This is a genomic window from Achromobacter xylosoxidans, from assembly GCF_014490035.1.
In the GTDB taxonomy this organism is placed as follows: Bacteria; Pseudomonadota; Gammaproteobacteria; order Burkholderiales; family Burkholderiaceae_B; genus Achromobacter; species Achromobacter bronchisepticus_A.
In genome coordinates this window covers 4,035,502-4,055,365 of record NZ_CP061008.1, presented here as the reverse complement: position 1 = coordinate 4,055,365, position 19,864 = coordinate 4,035,502, and the positions used below count along the sequence as shown (strand labels likewise).

At 68.4% G+C, this 19,864-nt stretch carries 17 protein-coding genes; 7 read left to right on the top strand and 10 right to left on the bottom strand.

What is annotated here, in order from left to right:
* Positions 1-10: 10 nt before the first annotated feature.
* The 5 genes from IAG39_RS18820 to IAG39_RS18800 are packed head-to-tail and all read right to left on the bottom strand — an operon-like array spanning position 11 to position 4,575.
* Positions 11-1,045: a fumarylacetoacetate hydrolase family protein gene (locus IAG39_RS18820; protein WP_118934642.1), complete on the bottom strand. Its 1,035-nt coding sequence runs from the start codon at positions 1,043-1,045 to the stop codon at positions 11-13.
* A gap of 57 nt (positions 1,046-1,102) precedes the next feature.
* Positions 1,103-2,062: an MBL fold metallo-hydrolase gene (locus tag IAG39_RS18815; protein WP_059374304.1), complete on the bottom strand. Its 960-nt coding sequence runs from the start codon at positions 2,060-2,062 to the stop codon at positions 1,103-1,105.
* 32 nt (positions 2,063-2,094) lie between these two features.
* Positions 2,095-2,697 carry a VOC family protein gene (locus tag IAG39_RS18810; protein WP_223283481.1) on the bottom strand — a complete coding sequence of 201 codons (603 nt, stop codon included), beginning with the start codon at positions 2,695-2,697 and terminating at the stop codon, positions 2,095-2,097.
* Entirely contained in the window at positions 2,694-2,900 is a 207-nt protein-coding gene (locus IAG39_RS18805; protein WP_054456585.1) for a hypothetical protein, read from the bottom strand. Before IAG39_RS18805 ends, IAG39_RS18810 begins: the two co-directional genes overlap by 4 nt.
* A complete protein-coding gene (locus IAG39_RS18800; protein ID WP_118934644.1) occupies positions 2,875-4,575 on the bottom strand; it encodes an FAD-dependent oxidoreductase in 1,701 nt (566 codons plus the stop codon). Before IAG39_RS18800 ends, IAG39_RS18805 begins: the two co-directional genes overlap by 26 nt.
* A 148-nt stretch (positions 4,576-4,723) precedes the next feature.
* On the opposite strand from IAG39_RS18800, the gene IAG39_RS18795 reads away from it, so the two are divergent.
* Complete coding sequence (locus IAG39_RS18795; protein ID WP_118934660.1) at positions 4,724-5,533, top strand: helix-turn-helix transcriptional regulator; 810 nt, start codon at positions 4,724-4,726, stop codon at positions 5,531-5,533.
* Positions 5,534-5,618: 85 nt separating this feature from the next.
* Here IAG39_RS18795 and IAG39_RS18790 read toward each other — a convergent pair whose 3' ends face one another.
* Positions 5,619-6,812 (bottom strand): MFS transporter, encoded by a 1,194-nt coding sequence (locus IAG39_RS18790; RefSeq protein WP_118934646.1) that lies wholly within the window; start codon positions 6,810-6,812, stop codon positions 5,619-5,621.
* 108 nt (positions 6,813-6,920) lie between these two features.
* Here IAG39_RS18790 and IAG39_RS18785 point away from each other — a divergent pair, with 108 nt between their 5' ends.
* Complete coding sequence (locus IAG39_RS18785) at positions 6,921-7,829, top strand: LysR family transcriptional regulator (RefSeq protein ID WP_118934648.1); 909 nt, start codon at positions 6,921-6,923, stop codon at positions 7,827-7,829.
* 96 nt (positions 7,830-7,925) lie between these two features.
* Here the strand turns inward: IAG39_RS18785 and argH are convergent, their stop codons facing one another.
* Positions 7,926-9,344 (bottom strand): argininosuccinate lyase, encoded by a 1,419-nt coding sequence (argH, locus tag IAG39_RS18780; RefSeq protein WP_118934650.1) that lies wholly within the window; start codon positions 9,342-9,344, stop codon positions 7,926-7,928.
* Between the two features lie 137 nt (positions 9,345-9,481).
* On the opposite strand from argH, the gene IAG39_RS18775 reads away from it, so the two are divergent.
* From IAG39_RS18775 to IAG39_RS18765, 3 genes are all read left to right on the top strand, one after another.
* Positions 9,482-10,831, top strand: coding sequence for a mechanosensitive ion channel family protein (locus IAG39_RS18775; RefSeq protein WP_118934652.1), 1,350 nt, complete (start codon positions 9,482-9,484; stop codon positions 10,829-10,831).
* A 90-nt stretch (positions 10,832-10,921) separates the two neighbouring features.
* Entirely contained in the window at positions 10,922-12,979 is a 2,058-nt protein-coding gene (locus tag IAG39_RS18770; RefSeq protein ID WP_118934654.1) for an NAD(+) synthase, read from the top strand.
* Positions 12,980-13,105: 126 nt separating this feature from the next.
* Positions 13,106-13,444, top strand: a complete 339-nt coding sequence (locus IAG39_RS18765; RefSeq protein WP_013393295.1) for a P-II family nitrogen regulator — start codon at positions 13,106-13,108, stop codon at positions 13,442-13,444.
* Between the two features lie 117 nt (positions 13,445-13,561).
* On the opposite strand, the gene gspF is transcribed toward IAG39_RS18765, so the two are convergent.
* Entirely contained in the window at positions 13,562-14,767 is a 1,206-nt protein-coding gene (gene gspF / locus IAG39_RS18760) for a type II secretion system inner membrane protein GspF (RefSeq protein WP_059374497.1), read from the bottom strand.
* A 176-nt stretch (positions 14,768-14,943) separates the two neighbouring features.
* Between gspF and gspD the strand changes: the two genes are divergently transcribed.
* Both gspD and gspE read left to right on the top strand, forming a co-directional pair.
* Positions 14,944-17,313 carry a type II secretion system secretin GspD gene (gene gspD / locus IAG39_RS18755; protein ID WP_118935131.1) on the top strand — a complete coding sequence of 790 codons (2,370 nt, stop codon included), beginning with the start codon at positions 14,944-14,946 and terminating at the stop codon, positions 17,311-17,313.
* Positions 17,310-18,737 carry a type II secretion system ATPase GspE gene (gene gspE / locus IAG39_RS18750; protein WP_118935128.1) on the top strand — a complete coding sequence of 476 codons (1,428 nt, stop codon included), beginning with the start codon at positions 17,310-17,312 and terminating at the stop codon, positions 18,735-18,737. The genes gspD and gspE overlap by 4 nt, the downstream gene beginning before the upstream one ends.
* Positions 18,738-18,740: 3 nt before the next feature.
* Here the strand turns inward: gspE and IAG39_RS31615 are convergent, their stop codons facing one another.
* Together IAG39_RS31615 and gspN are read right to left on the bottom strand one after the other, a co-directional pair.
* Positions 18,741-18,989, bottom strand: a complete 249-nt coding sequence (locus IAG39_RS31615) for a prevent-host-death protein (protein ID WP_240633508.1) — start codon at positions 18,987-18,989, stop codon at positions 18,741-18,743.
* 121 nt (positions 18,990-19,110) lie between these two features.
* On the bottom strand, positions 19,111-19,863 hold the full coding sequence (gene gspN / locus IAG39_RS18740; RefSeq protein ID WP_118935124.1) for a type II secretion system protein N: 753 nt from the start codon (positions 19,861-19,863) through the stop codon (positions 19,111-19,113).
* Position 19,864 lies beyond the last annotated feature (1 nt).

Sequence of the window (19,864 nt, the reverse complement as noted above, 5' to 3'; positions counted from 1 at the left end):
CGGTCTCCGGTCAGGCGGCGGCAGTTTCGGGCGTACCGGCCGATACGGCGCCAGGCATTGGGCGCGTGCCGGGAATGCGCACCTGCTGGTCGATGTCGCCGAACAGGCTTGCGCCCGCGTCGTCGCGCATGCCGATGCGCACCCGGTCGCCGTGCTTGAGGAAGGGCGTGCGCATTTCGCCGTCGCGCAGCTTTTCCCGCACGCGCGCCTCGACCAGGCAGCACACGCCGGCGGCGTCGCTGGCATTCGAAATGGTGCCGCTGCCCACCAGGGTGCCGGCGCCCAGGCGGCGCGTGCGGGCCGCGTGCGCGATCAGTTCGCCGAAATGGAATTGCATTTCCTCGCCCGCCTGGGGCTGGCCGATCTGCCGGCCGTTTAGCCACACTTGCATGGCGCGGTGCAGCTTGCCGCCGCGCCAGTAGGGCGCGAGCTCGTCGGGTGTGACCAGCACGGGCGACAGCGCCGAGGCCGGCTTGCCCTGCAGGAAGCCGAAGCCCTTGGACAGCTCGGGCAGCACCACGTTGCGCAGGGTCACGTCGTTGACCAGGCCCAGCAGCACGACGTGTTCGAGCGCCGCGTCCGGGTCCACGCCCAGCGGCACGTCGTCGGTCACGACCACGATCTCCGCCTCCAGGTCCACGCCCAGTTCCTCGCTGGCGGCGGTGATGTCTTCGCAAGGGCCCATGAAGTCATCCGAGGCGCCCTGGTACATCAGCGGATCGGTCAGGAACGAAGGCGGCATCTCGCCGCCGCGGGCGCGGCGCGTCAATTCCACGTGGTTCAGGTAGGCCGACGCGTCCAGCCATTGGTAGGCGCGCGGCAGGGGCGCGGCGCAGCGGGCAGGTTCGAAGGGCTGGCTGGCGCCCTCGCTGGCGTTCAGCGCTTCGTATTCGGCCTGCAGCAGCGGCGCGGCGCGGGCCCAGTCGTCCAGCGCCTGCTGCAAGGTGGCGGCGATGTGCGGCACGGTGCGCATGCGGGTCAGGTTGCGGTCGACGACGGCCAGGGCGCCGTCGCGGGCGCCGTTGGTCAGAGTGGCGAGTTTCATCTTCAGGTGCTCCGTATCGGAAAGGCAGGCCCGCGGCGGGGCCTCGTCGTGCGGGGATCAGGCGGTGAGTTCCGCCCACATGTCGCGGTCGCGCTGGGCGGTCCAGACGCGCGGATCGGCGATGCCGCTGGCCTCGTCATAAGCGCGCGAAACGTCGAAGGGAATGGCGTGTTCGTAGATGACGACGTGGCCGAACTCGGGGTCCATGACGCGGCGCGTGTCTTCATAGACCTGCTTCAGGCTCTTGCCTTGCTCCACGCCCTGGCGGGCGCAGCCGTACAGCGTTTCGACCCAGCTGCGCGTGTAGCCGATGGCCTCGCGGCAGGCGGCGGGCGTGGTCAGGGCGGGACCGCGGCCCGGCACCATCTGGCGCGGTTGCAGCGCTTGCAACGCGTCCAGCGTGGCGGGCCAGTCCGACAGGTAGGCATCGCCCGTGTACACGCCCGCGTTGAATTCCACCAGGTCGCCGGAGAAACAGATGCCCTGCGACGGAATCCAGACGATGGAATCGCCCCGGGTGTGGCCGGCGCCCAGGTGCAGCATGCGCACTTCGAGGCTGCCCAGGAACACGGTCAGCTCGCGCTCGAACACCACGGTGGGCCAGGTCAGCCCGGGGATGGTCTCGGCGGACTGGAACAGCCGCGGGAAGCGGCCGATCTCCGAGTCCATGTCGGCCTGGCCGCGTTCGACGATGAGCTCATGCGTGCCGCGGCTGGCGTACACGTTGGCCGCGCCCTCGGCCACGAAGGCGGACGCGCCCAGCACGCGCACGGCGTGGTAGTGCGTCAGCGCCACATGGCGGATGGGTTTGTCGGTGACACCGCGGATGGCTTGGATCAGCGCCTGCGCCATGGCCGGGGTGGCGGTCGCGTCGACCACCATCACGCTGTCGTCGCCGATGATCACGCCCGAGTTGGGGTCGCCGTCGGCCACGTAGGCGTAGGCGTTGTCGGACAGGCGCTCGAAGGAGATCTTCTTTTCCGCCAGGTCGGCCTGGGAGGCGAAGGGTTTGCTCATGGTGTTCCTTTGATGAATGGAAAGTGGGCGTATCAGCTGGCGTGGGCCTGGCCGCGCTGCTGGCTGCTGGTGCCGGTGGCGCCGGGCATCAGCCCGGCGGCCTTGTCGCGGGTCCAGGCGGCCAGGTCGTCATGGGCGCTGCGGCGCTTGCGAGCCACGTAGTCGTCCACGGGCAGGCGCAGGGTCAGTTCGAGCCGGATGCCGTTGGGGTCGAAGAAATAGATCGAGCGGATGAAGTGGTGGTCGGTCGGCCCCACCACGTCGACGCCGTGGGACAGCAGCCGCTGGCGCATCTGTTCCAGCTCGGCCTCGCCGCCGATTTCCATGGCGAAGTGGTTGACCCAGCGCGGCGTGGCGGGATCGGGCTGGCTCAGTCCGTTGTCGCCCAGGTCGAAGAAGGCGATGTGCGAGCCGTCGGCGAACTCGAAGAACAGGTGCACGAAGGGACAGTGTTCGCCGGTGGAGGGCACGCGTTCTTCCTTGACCACATGCACCAGCGGCAGGCCCAGGATGTCTTCGTAGAAATGCCGGGTTTCCTCCGCGTCGCGGCAGCGCCAGGCGAAGTGATGCAGGCCCTGGATGGCGGGGCAGGCGGGGGGGTGTTGCAGCGTCATGGCGCCGTCTCCGTGGTTCATGGAATGTTCAAGGCGGGCGAACCGGGTTGGCTCGCCAGCATCTCGTCGACCGCCGCCTGCACCCGGGCCGCGTCGTCCACGGCTTCGATGAGCAGCAGCGACAGCCGGGCCAGGCTGTCGCGCTGGGCAGCGGGGTCGGGCACGTTGGTCAACGCGATAAGGCGCTCGAGCAGGTCGTCAAGCTGTTGCTGGGATAGCGGCATGGCTGGCGCCTCCGGTTGAGCGGTAGAGGCCGCGGGCCTCGGATAGGGGTTCGGGACAGGCGCCGGGCGCATTCAGCGCCGCGCTGATCCAGGCCTGCACGGCCTCGGGATCGCGCGTCTCGGGCGTGGCGGCGGCCATGACATGCTGGTCGGGGCGCAGCAGCCAGGCCTGGCCGTCCAGCGTCTGGCCGAGCTGGTGCGCCAGGGCGGCGCGTCCGCGCTCATCGCAAAGCGGGCCGACGGCGATCCAGCGCAGCAGGCCGTCACCGTCCTCCGCGCCGGCGGGCAGGACATCGCCGAACACCAGCACGGTGAACCAGGGGCCGAGCAGCCCATGCAGGGTCAGGCCGTCGCTTTGCCGCAGCACCACGTTGGGCAGCGCGCGCCCGGCCAGGGCGTGCGCGCCCCGCGCCAACGCCGACGCTGGATAGACGGCCGGCATGCACAGGCGGCCGGTGTTGATCATGCGGGCGGCGGTGGCGTGGCGCGGCGCCAGGTCGATGATTGCGTCGCGCCACAGCGCGGCCGAGCGGGCCGCGCCCGGGTAGACGAAGCGCGAGGAGCGGCGCGCCTGGCGGATGTTCTCCATCGCCGCGTGCTTGCGCTCCACGCTGTAGGTGTCCAGCAGTGAGTCGCCCGCGCGGCCTTGCAGCAGCAGGGCCAGCTTCCAGCCCAGGTTGTCGGCGTCCTGGATGCCGCCGTTGCCGCCGCGCGCACCGAACGGCGCGACCAGGTGGGCCGAGTCGCCCGCGAACAGCACGCGGCCGTGGCGCAGACTGTCCAGGCATTCATGGCGGTAGGCCCAGACGCCGTGCCAGGCGATGTCGAATTCCACGCGTTCGCCCAGCAGGTCCCAGACGCGCTGGCGCATGGCCGCGTCGGTGGCCGCCTCGGCCGGGTCTTCGTCCGCGCGCAGCTGGAAATCCAGCCGCCAGGTGTCGTCGGCCATCTTGTGGCGCCAGACCGCGCGGCCATGGTTGCTGCGCGCGTCCAGCCAGGTCCAGCGTTCCTCCGGCCAGGTGGTGTCGCGCAGCACGATGTCGATGATGATCCAGCGGTCCTCGGTCTGGTCGTACACCCGCGGGCTCAGGCCCAGCATGCCGCGCACCGCGCTCTTGGCGCCGTCGCAGGCGACGACCCATTGCGCGCGGCACGGGTAGGGGCCGTCGGGCGTCTCCACCTGCAGCGTCGTCGGGCCGTCCGCTTGCGGTTCGATGCCGGCGACGCGGTTCAGCCAGCGCAGCTCGGCCAGCGGCTCGCGCATCAGCGCGTCCACCAGGAAGGCTTCCAGGTAGTACTGCTGCAGGTTGACGAAGCCGTTGTGGCGCATGTCGGGCTGGTCCTGCAGCGTGAAGGACGCCACCGCCATGTCGCGGCACAGCACGCGGCCCACGTTCCAGCGCACGCCCTTGCCGACCACGTCGCCGGCCATGCCGAGCCGGTCGAAGATGTCCAGCGTGCGCTGCGCCCAGACCATGCCGCGCGAGGCCAGGCCGCGCACGCCGACGGTGTTGTCGTCGTCCAGCACGACTACGGGGATGCCCCGCCGCACCAGGTCCAGCGCCAGCGTCAGCCCGGTCAATCCGGCCCCCACGACCGCCACCGGATGCGGATCGCGGCGCGGGCGGTCCATTTCCTCGGGCCTGACGTATGGATAGATGGGAAGCTCTTTCATCGTTTTCCCTAGTTCGATGTGGTTTGTTGCAGGCCCCACTCTAGGAGCGCCGCGCGGGCCCGTCATGTCCTCACGGAAGAGGACATCGCGGCGGCGGGGGATGACCTTAGAATCGGGAAAACACGCGCAAGCGGGGGAAAACGACACCATGGAAGAGACAAACAACCCTATGCCCGCGGGCGGGGGGCCGGACCGTTGGGCCGAGTCCGCCGTCATGGACCTGGGCGGTCCGATGTTCCATGCCGCGCTGCTGCTGGCGCTGCGCGAAACCGTGGCCGCCGACCACGTGTCGCACGTGTTCTACGGCCAGGAAGGCTCGGTGCAGTATTCGTCGGCCGCCAGCCTGCTGAACCAGTCCCTGATCGAATGGACCACCAACGTATTCGTGGACAACGAGTTCTACCGGCGCGACCCCAATTACGGCCTGCTGCGCGACATGGCCTGCCGGCCCGGCCATCATCCCGACCTGGTCGTCCAGACCGCGTCGCCCGAACGCATCGCGGATGACGAGTACCGCCGCCTGCTGTTCGAGCGCCCGGGCTTCGCCAGCAAGATCTCGCTCATCGGCTGCCGCGACGAGGGCATCAGCTACCTGAACCTGTATTTCTCGCACGCCCATTCGCCGAACGTGGCCGAGCTGATGCGCGGGCGTGCGCCCTTGCTGATCGCGCTGGCGCGGCGCCATCACCAGTTGTGCCGCGTGCAAGCGGACGCGCCGCGCGCGCCGTCCTGGTGCAGCGGACTGTCGCTGCGCGAGATCCAGGTGGCGGACCTGCTGCGCCAGGGCCATACCGCGAAGGAAGTGGGGCGCGAGCTGGGCCTGTCGCCCACCACCGTGGTCACCTACAAGAACCGCATCTTCAAGAAGAACAACGTGGCCAGCCTGAAGGAGTTCCTGATCAAGGCGCCGGCCGCATGCGCCGTGCCGGCCTGTATGCCGGAGGCGGGCAGGCGCTGAGCAACACGCCTGCGTTCGGGGTTGCAGCTGCTGCTGCCGGGTTTCCAGCCTCCGGGCGCCCGGTGGCCGCTCGTGCGATTCGGGATCAGACCTTGACGGATGGCCGCGGACGGGCGACGGCAGGAACCGCCAGGGCCGCCAGCAGCGCCACGGCCCCGGCGATATAGCCCACGCTGCCCAGCCCCCATTGCGCGATCGCCCATCCGCCCAGCATGGCGCCGGCGCCAATGCCGGCATTGGCTGCCGACACGTTCAGCGTCCCCGCCATGGCCTGGGCTTGCGGCGCGACCTGCATCACGCGCACCTGGCACACCGGATACAGCGCGGTATTGGCGATGCTCCAGGCGGCCAGCGCCGGCAGCAGCCCGGCTGGCGTCGACGCCAGCGGCACGGCGGCCATCATGCCCAGGCCCAGCAGCAGGGTGAACGCCAGGGTCGCGGCCAGCGGATTGCGGTCGGCCGCCAGTCCGCCCAGCCAGTTGCCCGCCAGGCCCGCCGCGCCAAACCCCATCAGCCACCAACCCACCTGCGCCGGCGGCACGCCGGCGATACGTTCCAGCACATCGGCGAGATAGGTGTAGGCAGTGAACATCGCGGTGAACACCGCGACGGACAGGGCGATGTGGGCCAGCATGCGAGGGTCGCGCAGTATCCGCGCCTGCTCGCGCAGGCCCGCGCGCGGTGGGCGCGGCAAGGCCGGCATGCAGGCCCACATCAAGGCGGCCAGCGCCAGGGACAGCGCTGCCAGTCCCCAGAAACTGCCGCGCCAGCCTATGGACGCGGCCGCCAGGGTGCCTAGCGGAATGCCGAACAGCAGCGCGGCGGAAATGCCCAGGTAGACGCGCGCCACCGCCTGTCCGGCACGGCGGGGGCCGGCCAGTTGCGCCGCGGCTTCGCTGGCCGTGCCCCAGAACACCGGCAGGGCCAGCGCGGGTATGAAGCGCGCCACTGCCAGCACCCAGATGTTGGGCGCGGCAGCGGCCAGCGCATTGGCGGCGGCGAAGACCAGCAGGATCGCGACGAACAGGCGCTTGCGCTCCACGTGCGATAGGGCCGCCGTCAGCAAGGGCCCCGACAGCATCACGGTGAACGCGAACAGGGTTACGAGCTGGCCCGCGGCGGATACGGAGATGGACAGGTCGCGGGCCAGTTCGGGCAGCAGTCCCACGATCAGGAACTCCGTGGAAACGATGACGAAGGCCGCGACGGCGAGGATGGCGATGGAAAGCGTGGCGGAGCGGGCGGGGACAGATGGCGATGCCAGGGAGGTTTCGAGCATGGATGGGTTCAAGAGCAAGACGGTCTTGAACGATATTGGAGATAGAATTTCTTATCTCAGGTATTTACTCCATAAATTAAGGAATCTAATTCCTTAATAATCGCCGCCATGATCCCGTCCGAACGCCTGAAAGGCATCGAAGCTTTCGTCACCACCGCGGACGCGGGCAGCTTCACCGCCGCCGCTGACCGGCTCCACCTCACCGCGTCGGCGGTGGGCAAGAGCGTCGCGCGGCTGGAAGCCCGCCTGCGCACCCGCCTGTTCGAACGCAGCACCCGCCGCCTGGCGCTGACGGATGCGGGCAGCGCCTACTACCGCACCTGCGTGCGCGTACTGGCCGAATTGCAGGACGCCGAAGCGGTGCTGGCGGCGCAGCGCCAGGAACCGGCCGGCCGCCTGCGCCTGGACCTGCCCGCGACCTTCGGCCGCAGGGTCGCGCTGCCGCTGCTGTTGCAGTTCGCCAAGCGCCATCCGTTGTTGCGGGCGCAAGTGTCGTTCACGGACCGTCATGTGGATCTGGCCGGCGAAGGCATAGACGTGGCCGTGCGCATCGGCGGGCCGCAGCAGTGGGCGCCCGGCCTGGGCCATCGTTACCTGGGTTCGGAGCGCGTGATTTTCTGCGCTTCGCCGCAATACCTGGCGCAACGCGGCACGCCGCTCACCGCCGACGACCTGGCGCAGCATGACGCGGTGGCCTACGGCCGCGCGGACGGGGAGCCCCCGGTGTGGCGCATCGCGCAGGATGCCGGACCCGCCAGCCTGCGGCCGATCGACGGCGTGATGCTGCTTGACAGCGCCGAAGCCCAGGTCGACGCCGTCGCCGCCGGCTTCGGCATCGCGCAACTGGCGACCTGGCTGGCGGCCGACGCCTTGCGCGACGGCCGGGTGGTCGAGGTGCTGCCGCAATTGGCCACCGAAGGCCTGCCGCTGTACCTGGCGTGGCCGCTGGGCAAGCAGTTGTTGCCCAAGGTGGATGCGGTGGTGGAGATGCTGGGGGAGTCGCTCAGTATCGTGTAGGGGAGCGGCCGATAGATCGCACGCATAGGTATCTGGCGCTCCAATGAAAATCGGCCCCGATAACGGGGCCGATCATCTTGCATCGGAAAGCGAGCCTTACTCCGCCGTTTCCTGCAGCACGCGCTTGGCTTCCTCGGCCACGCGCTCCGGGGCGGTGCCGCCCACGTGCTTGCGGGCCGCGACCGAGCCTTCCAGGGTCAGGACCTGGTGCACGTCGTCGCCGATGCTGGCGTGGTAGGCCTTGAGTTCGTCCAGCGACAGGTCGGCCAGATCGCAGCCGCGCTGTTCGCAGTCGCGCACCGCGTGGGCCACCACTTCGTGGGCGTCGCGGAACGGCACGCCGCGCTTGACCAGGTAGTCGGCCAGGTCGGTGGCGGTGGCGAAGCCCTGCAGGGCGGCGGCGCGCATGTTGTCGGCCTTGACCTTGATGCCGCCGGCCATGTCCGCGAAGATCGTCAGCGTGTCGCGCACGGTGTCGACGGTGTCGAACAGGCCTTCCTTGTCTTCCTGATTGTCCTTGTTGTAGGCCAGGGGCTGGCCCTTCATCAGGGTCAGCAGGGCGACCAGGTGGCCGTTGACGCGGCCGGTCTTGCCGCGGGCCAGCTCGGGCACGTCGGGGTTCTTTTTCTGCGGCATGATCGAGCTGCCGGTGCAGAAGCGGTCGGCCAGGTCGATGAAGCCCACGCGCGGGCTCATCCAGAGCACCAGCTCTTCGGACAGGCGCGAGACGTGCGTCATGATCAGCGCGCCGGCGGCGCAGAATTCGATGGCGAAGTCGCGGTCGGACACGGCGTCCAGCGAATTGCGGCACACGCCGTCAAAGCCCAGGGTCTTGGCGACGCGCTCGCGGTCGATCGGGTAGGACGTGCCGGCCAGGGCGGCGGCGCCCAGCGGCAAGCGGTTCACGCGGCGGCGGCAGTCGGCCAGGCGCTCGGCGTCGCGGCCGAACATTTCGGCATAGGCCATCAGATGATGGCCAAAGGTGACGGGCTGGGCGACTTGCAGGTGCGTGAAGCCGGGCATGATGGTGCCGGCGTTGTCCAGCGCCACCGTGGCCAGGGCGTGGCGCAGCTGGCGCAGCAGGTCCAGCAGGTTGTCGATTTCGGCGCGCAGCCACAGGCGGATGTCGGTGGCGACCTGGTCGTTACGCGAACGGCCGGTGTGCAGGCGCTTGCCCGCGTCGCCCACCAGTTCCACCAGGCGCTTTTCGATGTTCAGGTGCACGTCTTCGAGGTCGAGCAGCCATTGGAAGCTGCCGGCGTCGATTTCGGACAGGATCTGCGTCATGCCGCGCTGGATGTCGGCCAGGTCCTGGGCGCCGATGATGCCCTGGGCGGCCAGCATGTCCGCGTGCGCGAGCGAACCTTGAATGTCGTAGCGCGCCAGGCGCTTGTCGAAATCCACGGACGCCGTATAGCGCTTGACGAGTTCGGAAACCGGTTCCGAGAACCGGGCGGACCAGGCCTGCGCCTTGTTGGCGAACTGGTTTTGATCGGGGGAGGGAGTGTTTGCCATGATGGACAGAATTATAGGGCCTGGCGCGCAAGGCCGGCGGCGCCGGGCGCGGGTCCCGCGGGCGGCGAACCCTCCGGCCTGGCCTTTGTCGGATAATCCTGGATTAGTTTCAAGACCTTAGAGCAGGAAGAGAGTCTATGCCCCTGGAATGGGAAGAACTGGTCACCCAATTGGATACCCATCTGCCGCGCGAAGCCTGGGCGCAGACCTTGATCGGGATCGGCGCGCTGATCCTGGCCGCGTTGTTCGTGCAGTGGGTGGTGGCGCGGGTCGTGTTGCTGCTGGCGCACCGCGTGCTGGTGCTGAGCGGCCGCGGCGACTGGGATAAGGCCCTGCAACGCCGCCGCGCCTACCAGAACCTCTGGTATGCGGTGCCGTTCGCGGTGGTGTCGCTGGGTATAGACCTGGTGCCGCATGTCGAGCGGGCGGTGACCATCGTCGGGCGGCTGGCGCATGCCGGCGCCTGGATCTGCGTGTTCATGGCGTTTTCCGGGGTGCTGAGCGCCTGGCAGGATACCTATTCCGCCACCACCCGGGCGCAGACCCGCTCCATCAAGGGCTATATCCAGATCGGCAAGCTGATCCTGATGGCGGTATGCACCGTTTTGGTGCTTTCCATCCTGATCGACCGCTCGCCGCTCTGGATGATTTCCGGCCTGGGCGCGCTGTCCGCCGTGCTGCTGCTGGTGTTCAAGGACACGCTGCTGTCGCTGGTGGCCAGCACCCAGCTGACCAGCAACGACATGCTGCGCATCGGCGACTGGATCGAAATGCCGCAGTCCAACGCCGACGGCTTCGTCAAGGATATCGCGCTGCATACGGTCAAGGTGCAGAACTGGGACAACACCGTCACCACGGTGCCCACCTACAAGCTGTTCTCGGAGAGCTACCGCAACTACCGCCACATGTTCGAATCGGGCGGACGGCGCATCAAGCGCACCGTCCGCATCGACTCGGCCAGCGTGCGCTTCCTGACCGACGACGAGGCGCAGCGGCTGATGCGTTTTCGCCTCTTGCACGACTACCTGCAGGCCAAGACCCACGATATCGCCCAGGCCAACCAGACCATGGGCGAACTGGCCAGCGTGCCGGCCAACCGCCGCCGCCTGACCAATATCGGCACCTTGCGCGCCTATGCGCTGGCCTACCTGAAGCAGAATCCCGAGGTCCGCCAGGACATGGCGATGATGGTGCGCATGATGGAGCCCACCTCCGAGGGCATCCCGGTCGAGGTCTATTGCTTTACCGCCGTCACCGCCTGGGTCGAGTACGAGCGCATCCAGGGCGACATCTTCGACCATCTGCTGGCCATCCTGCCCGAACTGGGCCTGCGCCTGTACCAGCAGCCGTCCGGCGCCGACATCGGCGCGATGGGCGTCCACCTGCGCGAAGGCGCCTTGCAGGCTGCGCTGGCCGGTGAAGGCGGCCGTCCGGGCCTGGCCGCGCCGTCGGAACGCGGACTGACCGACGAGAAGATGCCGCGCTAGCGGACAGCGGGCGCGGCAAGGCGCCGGGGCGGGGCCGGCGGGTGGCCCCGTGAGATAATCCAGGCGTTGAAATCCCAGGCGATAGACCCGATGTCGAACCCGTTCTTCAACCTGTATTCCCACGGCTTTGCCCGGGTGGCCGTCGGCGTGCCCGAATGCAAGGTCGCGGACCCCGCGTTCAATGCCGCCCAGACCATCGCGCTGGCGCAGCAGGCCGCCCAGGGCGGCGCGGTGCTGGCGGCGTTTCCCGAGCTGGGCCTGTCCGCCTATACCTGCGACGACCTGTTCCACCAGAAGGCCTTGCTGGACGAATGCGAGGCCGCGCTGGCCCAGGTGGTGGCGGCAACCGCGGAAATGGACATCGCCGTCGTGGTCGGCGCGCCGCTGCGCGTGGCCCACCAGCTGTTCAATTGCGCCGTGGTCGCCGCCGGCGGCCGCGTGCTGGGCGTGGTGCCCAAGAGCTACCTGCCCAACTACGGCGAATTCTACGAAGCGCGCCAGTTCAGCGCCGGGGATTGCGCAGCCGTGTCCGAGATCAGCCTGCTGGGGCAGACCGTGGCGTTCGGCTCCGAGCTGGTCTTTCAGATGGAGAAGCTGCCGCTGTTCCAGTTCCACGTCGAAATCTGCGAAGACGTCTGGGTGCCGATCCCGCCGTCTTCCTACGCCGCGCTGGCGGGAGCCACCGTGTTGGTGAACCTGTCGGCCTCCAATATCGTGGTCGGCAAGTCCGAATACCGCCACCAACTGGTGGCGCAGCAGTCGGCGCGCTGCCTGTCGGCCTACATGTACACCTCCGCCGGGCGGGGCGAGTCCTCCACCGACATGGCCTGGGACGGCCAGGCGCTGATCTACGAAAACGGCGAACTGCTGGGCGAATCCGAACGTTTCCTCGGCCATTCCCATCTGCTGTTCGCGGACGTGGACCTCGAACGCCTGTCGCGCGAACGCATGCGCCAGACCACCTTCGGCCAGTCCGTGCGCCGCCATCAGGACGAAGTCCGCAAATTCCGCAGTGTGGCGGTGCCCGTGAATCCGCCGCTGGAAGACACCGAGCTGCCGCTGGAGCGGCGCGTGGCGCGCTTTCCCTATGTGCCGGCCGACCCGCAGCGCCGCGATGCGCGCTGCAAGGAGGTCTACAGCATCCAGGTGCAGGCCCTGGTCCAGCGCCTGTCGGCCAGCCGCATGTCCAAGGTCGTCATCGGCATTTCCGGCGGGCTGGATTCCACCCATGCGCTGCTGGTCTGCGCCAAGGCCATGGACGCGCTGGACCTGCCGCGCGCCAACATCCTGGCCGTCACCATGCCGGGCTTTGCCACCAGCTCGCGCACGCTGCAGCAGGCGCGCAAGCTGATGGAGGTGGTGGGGTGCACGGCTTCCGAGATCGACATCCGGCCCAGCTGCCTGCAGATGCTCAAGGACCTGGGCCATCCTTATGCCGACGGCCAGCCGGTCTATGACATCACCTTCGAGAACGTGCAGGCCGGCGAACGCACCAACCACCTGTTCCGCATCGCGAATTTCAACAACGCCATCGTCATCGGCACAGGCGACCTGAGCGAGCTGGCCCTGGGCTGGTGCACCTACGGCGTGGGCGACCACATGTCGCACTACAGCGTCAACGCCAGCGTACCCAAGACGCTCATCACCCACCTGGTGCGCTGGGTCGCCGAATCCGGCCGCCTGGGCGAGGAGGGGGCGCAGGTGCTGCTGGACGTGCTGGGCACCGACGTCAGTCCCGAACTGGTGCCGGGCGGAGCCAACGACAAGCCGGTGCAGAAGAGCGAAGACTCCATCGGCCCCTACGAACTGCAGGACTTCAACCTGTACTACACGCTGCGCTACGGCTTTGCGCCGACCAAGGTGGCTTTCCTGGCGCTGGCGGCCTGGCGCGACCGCGAGGCCGGCGCCTGGCCCGAGGGCGGCCACGTGGCCCGCAACCAGTACGATCTGGCGGCCATCAAGCGCAACCTTAAGATTTTCCTGGACCGTTTCTTCCGCCTCAGCCAGTTCAAGCGCACCTGCGTGCCCAACGCGCCCAAGGTCGGCTCCGGCGGTTCGCTGTCGCCGCGCGGCGACTGGCGCGCGCCCAGCGACTCCGAGTCGGCGGTGTGGATGCGCGACGCCGAACGCATTCCCGACGAGGCCTGACCGGGATTTCCCGCCCAAGGGGGACCCGGCGTCCGGGTCCCCGCGGGTGGTATTCTCTTATCCGATGCGCCCTGCAGCCATACCTAGCCAGGGCGCCGCAACAGATCAAAACCCAGGACGACCAACGTGAAACAAGTCACCGCCATCATCAAACCCTTCAAGCTCGACGAAGTCCGCGAAGCGCTGGCCGAAGTCGGCGTCAGCGGCCTGACCGTTACCGAAGTCAAGGGTTTCGGCCGCCAGAAAGGCCATACCGAGCTTTACCGCGGCGCCGAGTACGTGGTGGACTTCCTGCCCAAGATCCGCGTGGAAGTGGTGCTGCCCGACAGCCAGGTCGAAGCCGCCATCGAGGCCGTGGTCAAGGCTGCCCGCACCGGCAAGATCGGCGACGGCAAGATCTTTGTCACTCCGGTCGAACAGGCCATCCGCATCCGCACGGGCGAGAGCGACGAAGAGGCGCTATAAGTTCCACGGGACTTGCGGCTGGCCGGATCCGCCGGCAGCCGCAAGACCGCGGCAGGATGTTGCGGGCTTGGCGCGGCGAGGATCCTGCCGCACCAAGCCCGCAACGCATTTTCCGGCCTAGCGGATGAGCTGGTTCATCTCCAGGATCGGGCTCATCACCGCCAGCACGATCAGCAGCACGAATCCCCCCATCAGCAATATCAGCGCCGGTTCCAGCAGCGCCGTCATGGCCATCGCGCGCCGCTCCAGATCGCGCGACAGGTTCTGCGCGCCGCGGTCCAGCAGTTCAGGCAGGCGGCCAGTTTTCTCGCCGCTGGCGATCAGATGCACCAGCAGCGAAGGAAACACCTTTTGCGCGCCCAAGGATGCCGATAGCGACGCGCCTTCGCGCACGCGCGCCGAGGCTTCGTCCACGGCCTGGCGCAGCACATCGTTGCCCAGGGTGCGGCGCGCCGCCTCCAGGGCCGTCAGCAACGCCACGCCGCTGCCCGAGAGGATCGCCAGCGTGGACGCGAAGCGCGCGGCATTCACGCCCAGTACGAAGCGCCCGGCCAAGGGCAGCTTCAGCACGCGCGCATGCCAGGCGCGCCGCGCGGCGGGCGCGCGCAACGCGTAGCGCCACAGCGCGACGGCCGCCGCCAGCGCCGCGCCGGTCGCGACGCCCCATTCGCGCACGTAGTCCGACAGCGCCAACATGATGCGCGTCAGGAGCGGCAGCTCCTGCTTGGCCTGGCTGAACGCCGACACCACCTGCGGCACCACGTAGCCCAGCAGGAAGATCACGATGATCACAGACACGCAGGCCACCACCGCCGGATAGATGAACGCGGTCAGCACCTTGCTGCGCAAGGCGTTGCGCTCCTCGATGTAGTCCGCCAGCTTCTCCATCACTTGCGCGAGATCGCCCGATTCTTCGCCGGCGCCGATCAGCGCGCGGTAGATCTCCGGGAAGTCGCGCGGCCGCGCGGCCAGGGCGGTCGACAGCTTGTGGCCCGCGCGCACATCGTCGCGCACGCCGCCCAGCGTAGCGGCGATGTGTTTTTTCTCGGCCTGCTCCAGCGTGGCGCTCAGGGCCGCGTCCAGCGGCAGGCTCGCGGCCAGCAGGCTGGCGAGCTGGCGGGTGAGCCAGGCCAGATCCGCATCCGACAGGCGCGTGCGCAGCGATGCGCCGAAGCCTTCGGCGCGCGCCGCGAGGGACGTGGACAGCGGCAGCAGGCCGCGGCCGCGCAGCTGGTTGCGGGCGCCGCGTTCGCTGTCGGCGTCGATCGTGCCGCGCACGATCTTCCCCAACGCGTCGGTGGCTTCGTAACGGAAGGAAGGCATCTGGAAAGCATGGCCAGCGCGCATGAAAAAAACGCGCAAAGCCCCGAATTTAAAGGGTTTCAAGGCCGCTACGATGCCTGCGAATTATGACCGTAGTGTTGCACTGTCACCCCGTATACTCCGACGCGCTTTCACGTTTTTTCACACGATTTCACGTTTCAGGCACCTATCCCGTCATGCGTCATATTGCGCAATTCAGCCTTGCGGTACTGCTCGCCGCAAGCCAGCTCGGACCCGCGGCCAGCACAGTCCATGCTCAACAGACCGACAATCGCGTCAGTCTGAATTTCGTCGACACCGACATCCCCGCCGTGCTGCGCGCGCTGTCGCTGTTCACGCAGCGCAACTTCCTGGTGGATCCGCGCGTCAAGGGCAAGCTGACGCTGGTGTCGGACCGTCCCGTGGACAGCGCGCAGGCGTTGTCGATGCTGACGGGCGCGCTGCGCATGCAGGGCTTTGCCATCGTCGATGTGGACGGCGTGACGCGCGTGGTGCCCGAGGCCGACGGCAAGCTGCAAGGCAGCGTGGTGGCGGGCAGCGCACGTCCCGCGCAAGCCGTGGGCGGCGCGCCTGCCGGCGGCGCGGGCCGTGGTCCCGTGCCGGTGTCCGCGTTCGCCAAGGGCAGCAGTGGCGAAATGCTGACCCGCGTGTTCCCCCTGAAGTACGAGAACGCCGCCAACCTGGTGCCGGTGCTGCGCCCCATGGTGCCGCCCAATAACCCGATCAACGCCTATCCCGGCAACAACACGCTGGTGGTGACGGACTACGCCGATAACCTGGAACGGATCGCGCAGGTCATTGCGCGCATCGACGTGCCCAGCTCGATCGACACGGACGTGGTGCCGGTGCGTTCGGCCGTCGCCACCGACCTCGCCATCCTGGCCTCGCAACTGCTGGATACGCAAAGCAGCGATCCGACGCAGCGCATCGCCGTGGTGGCCGATCCGCGCAGCAACAGCGTGCTGGTGCGTTCCGGCAGCCCGGCGCGCACCCGGCTGGCGCGCGATCTCATCATGAAGCTGGACGCGCAGCAGAACCGCGCCGGCAATCTGCACGTGGTCTACATGCGCAACGCGCAGGCCACGCGCATCGCCGAGGTGCTGGGCGGGCTATTGACCGGGCAGGCGAATTCCGCGCCTGGCGCCACGGGTGGCGCCAGCGGCGGCGCGGCGGCGCAGGGCGGAGCGCGCACGCAGAACGCCGCGCCAGGCATGGCTGCCCAGGCGGCGGGCATGGCCGGCATGTCGGGTTCGAACAAAGGCGGATTGTCGGGCGAGCAGGAACGCATCTCGCGCGAAGACAACAGCACGCAGGCCGTGTCGTATTCGGCCGGCGGCGCCACCATCCAGGCCGACCCGGCCACCAACTCGCTCATCATCTCCGCGCCCGAGCCGCTGTACCGCAGCCTGCGTGAAGTCATCGACCAGCTCGACCAGCGTCGCGCGCAGGTGCTGGTGGAAAGCCTGATCGTGGAAGTCAGCGAGGCCAAGGCGGCGGAGTTCGGCATCCAGTGGATGACGGGCGCCGGCAACATCAACAGCGACGGCACCAGCTTCATCGGCGGCACCAACCTGGGCGGCAGCGGCATCACCGGCAAGGGGCCGACCACCATCGACGGCATCGGCAGCGGCCTGAGCCTGGGGGTGGTCAAGGGCACGGTCGACGTGCTGGGCAACAAGGTGATCAACCTGGGCGTGCTGGCGCGCGCCATGGAGAACACCGGCGAAGCCAACATCCTGTCCACGCCCAACCTGCTGACCCTGGACAACCAATCGGCCAGCATCCTGGTGGGCAAGACCGTGCCGTTCGTGACCGGGCAGTACGTGACGTCGGGCAGCAACGGCAGCACCAATCCGTTCCAGACCATCGAACGCGAGGACGTGGGCCTGAAGCTGAACATCCGGCCGCAGATTTCCGAGGGCGGCGCGGTAAAGCTGGACATCTACCAGGAAGTCAGCAGCATCGACGAAAGCCGCTCCAACTCCACCACTGGCATCGTGACCAACAAGCGCGCCATCGACACCAGCGTGCTGATCGACGACGGCCAGATCATCGTGCTGGGCGGCCTGTTGGAAGACAACGTCACGCTCTCCACCAACAGCGTGCCGCTGCTGGGATCCTTGCCCGTGATCGGCTCGTTGTTCCGCTACGATTCGCGCAAGCGCACCAAGACCAACCTGATGGTGTTCCTGCGTCCCTACGTGGTGCGCGACGCCAATCGCACGGCGGGCGTCACCATGGACCGCTACGACTACATGCGCCGCGCGCAGGCGGCGGTGCAGCCAGGCCAGCACTGGGCGCTGCCCGACATGCAGGCGCCGATGCTGCCGGCGCCGGGCTCCGCGCCTTCGGTGTCGAACAACGCCTATGACCTGCGCCCGGAACATCAGGCCGAAACGTTGCGCCGGCCGGCGCCGGTCACGGCCCAGTCCTTCGCGGTGCGCCAGTATCCCGGCACGGAGTCTGCGCGCGAAGCTTCGGACGCCATCCGCGTGTCGCGCACGCTGATGCACAGCGTGGCCGTGGACCCCGATACGCTGCTATGAGCGCGCATCCCTTGCCTTATGCCTGGGCCCGGGCGCAGCGCGCGATGTTGTCGCTGCGCGGCGGCCAGGCCCGCCTGACCGTCAGCCCGCGCACGCCGGAATGGGCGGTGCGCGAGATCCGCCGCTGCCACGGCGACATCGAACTGGCGCAGGTCGACGACCAGGCGCTGGAAACCCTGCTGACCGCGGCCTACAGCCACTCGGAAGACGCGGCTTCGGTCATGGGCGTGGCCGAGAACGAGATCGACCTGGACCGCCTGATGCAGGACATGCCCGAGGTGGCTGACCTGCTGGAGGCCCAGGACGACGCGCCCGTGATCCGCATGATCAATGCGCTGTTCGCGCAGGCGGCGCGCGACGGCGCCAGCGACATCCACATCGAACCCTTCGAGACCCACTCGGTGGTGCGCTACCGGGTCGACGGCACCCTGCGCGACGTGGTGTCGCCGCGCAAGGCGCTGCATGCCGCGCTGATCTCGCGCATCAAGATCATGGCGCACCTGGATATTGCCGAAAAGCGCTTGCCGCAGGACGGCCGTATTGCGCTGCGCGTGGGCGGACGGCCCATCGATGTGCGCGTGTCCACCTTGCCCACCGGACACGGCGAACGCGCGGTGCTGCGCCTGCTGGACAAGGAAGCTGGGCGCCTGCAGCTGGAAAAGCTGGGCATGGATGCGGGCGTGCTGGGCCAGCTGGACCGGTTGATCCGCCAGCCGCACGGCATCGTGCTGGTGACCGGACCCACCGGCAGCGGCAAGACCACCACGCTGTACGCGGCGCTCAGCCGCCTGGACGCCTCTACGAGCAACATCCTCACGGTCGAGGACCCGATCGAGTACGACCTGGCCGGCATCAGCCAGACGCAGGTCAACGCCAAGATCGACATGAGCTTCGCGCTGGCCCTGCGCGCGATCCTGCGGCAGGACCCCGACGTCATCATGATCGGCGAAATCCGCGACCTGGAGACCGCGCAGATCGCGGTGCAGGCCTCGCTCACCGGCCACCTGGTGCTGGCCACGCTGCACACCAACGACTCGGTGTCCGCCGTGACCCGGCTCACGGACATGGGGGTCGAACCCTTCCTGCTGGCGTCGTCGCTATTGGGCGTACTGGCCCAACGCCTGGTGCGCAAGCTGTGCCCGGCTTGCAAGAAGTCCGCCGTGCAGGACGGCGCGTGCGTGTTCCATCCGGTGGGCTGCGACGCCTGCAACCATACCGGCTACAGCGGGCGTTCCGGCATCCACGAACTCTTCACGGTGGACGACGAGGCGCGCCGGCTGATCCACGAAGGACGCGACGAGCGCGAACTGCGGCGCGCGGCGGCCGCGTCAGGCATGCGCACCATGCGCGAGGACGGACAGCGCTGGGTCGACAGCGGGCAGACTTCGCCCGAGGAAATCCTGCGGGTGACGCGGGATGCCTAGGGTCTATATCCGCCAGCGGCCCGGAAAGTCGAAGGAAAGCTGGCGGTGCTTGAGGGCCGACACCGCGCCTAGCGCGTCCTTGAGCTTGCGGGCTGCAACATCGAACAAACCCCGGCTAGCGTCGCCGATCAACAGCAGGTGGATACGTTCCTGTTCCAGCCGCTCGGCGTCGATCAGCGCGACGTAGCTTTCACCATTCTTGGTGATGATCTTCTCGGCTCCGGACTTGACCTGATCAGCGAACTGGGACAAATTGGATCGAGCTTGGGGCAACGGAATCACATCGGCGGAGGAGATGCTCTTGACAGGCTCCGTGGGCGAAATACTTGTACCTAACAACGCATAGTCTAGTGCCGAGCCTGCCTTCTCTGGTTCATGTCCCGAAGGTCGTAACATCCCCCGAACGCCGCCCCAGCGCCGACAACAGTCCATCCAGCGCCGCCCGGTCCGCTTCGCGCGCGGCGTCGGCGTAGGTCGCCTGGCCCCGGAACTTCAGGCCGCCGCGCCCGCCCGCGCTGCCTTGGCCGGTGACGTCGAGCAGGCCGCTTTCCGTGCTCAGGGCCAGCGTGGCGCCTGACTTGCCGCCTTGCACCCGCAGCAGATACGAGCCCACGGGCGCCACCGGCGTCAGCGCGGTGCTGGCGTTGCGCCAGCGCAGTTCGGCCACGGGGCCTGCGGGCAGGGCCGCGCCCAGCCGCAGCGGCTGCCAGCGGATTTCCAGCGTGCCCTGCGGGGCGATGGTGTTCCACGGCGCGCCCAGCGCGGACAGGATGGAGGCGGGCGCGCGCAGCGACTGGGCCGGCACCGACACGCCGTTCCAGGCGGGCGTCGCGCGCAAGGGACCTTGCAGCCAGGGGTGGGAGATATCCAGCGCGAGCGCGTCCCAGCGCCATTGCCACTGCACCGGTTGCGGCAACATGCGGCGCGCGCCGGGAGGTCCCAGCGCGATCCAGGCGCTGCCGCGCCACAAGGTGCCGCTGGCGTCGGCCAGCGTGACCGGCGCCTTATCCGGCAGCACGGCCAGCAGCCAGCGTGCGGGCAGCACGGTGATGGCGGCTGCGGCGGCACAGACGGTGCCGGCCAGGAGCAGCGCGGCGGAACGTTTGGAAAGTCGGACGCCAGACATC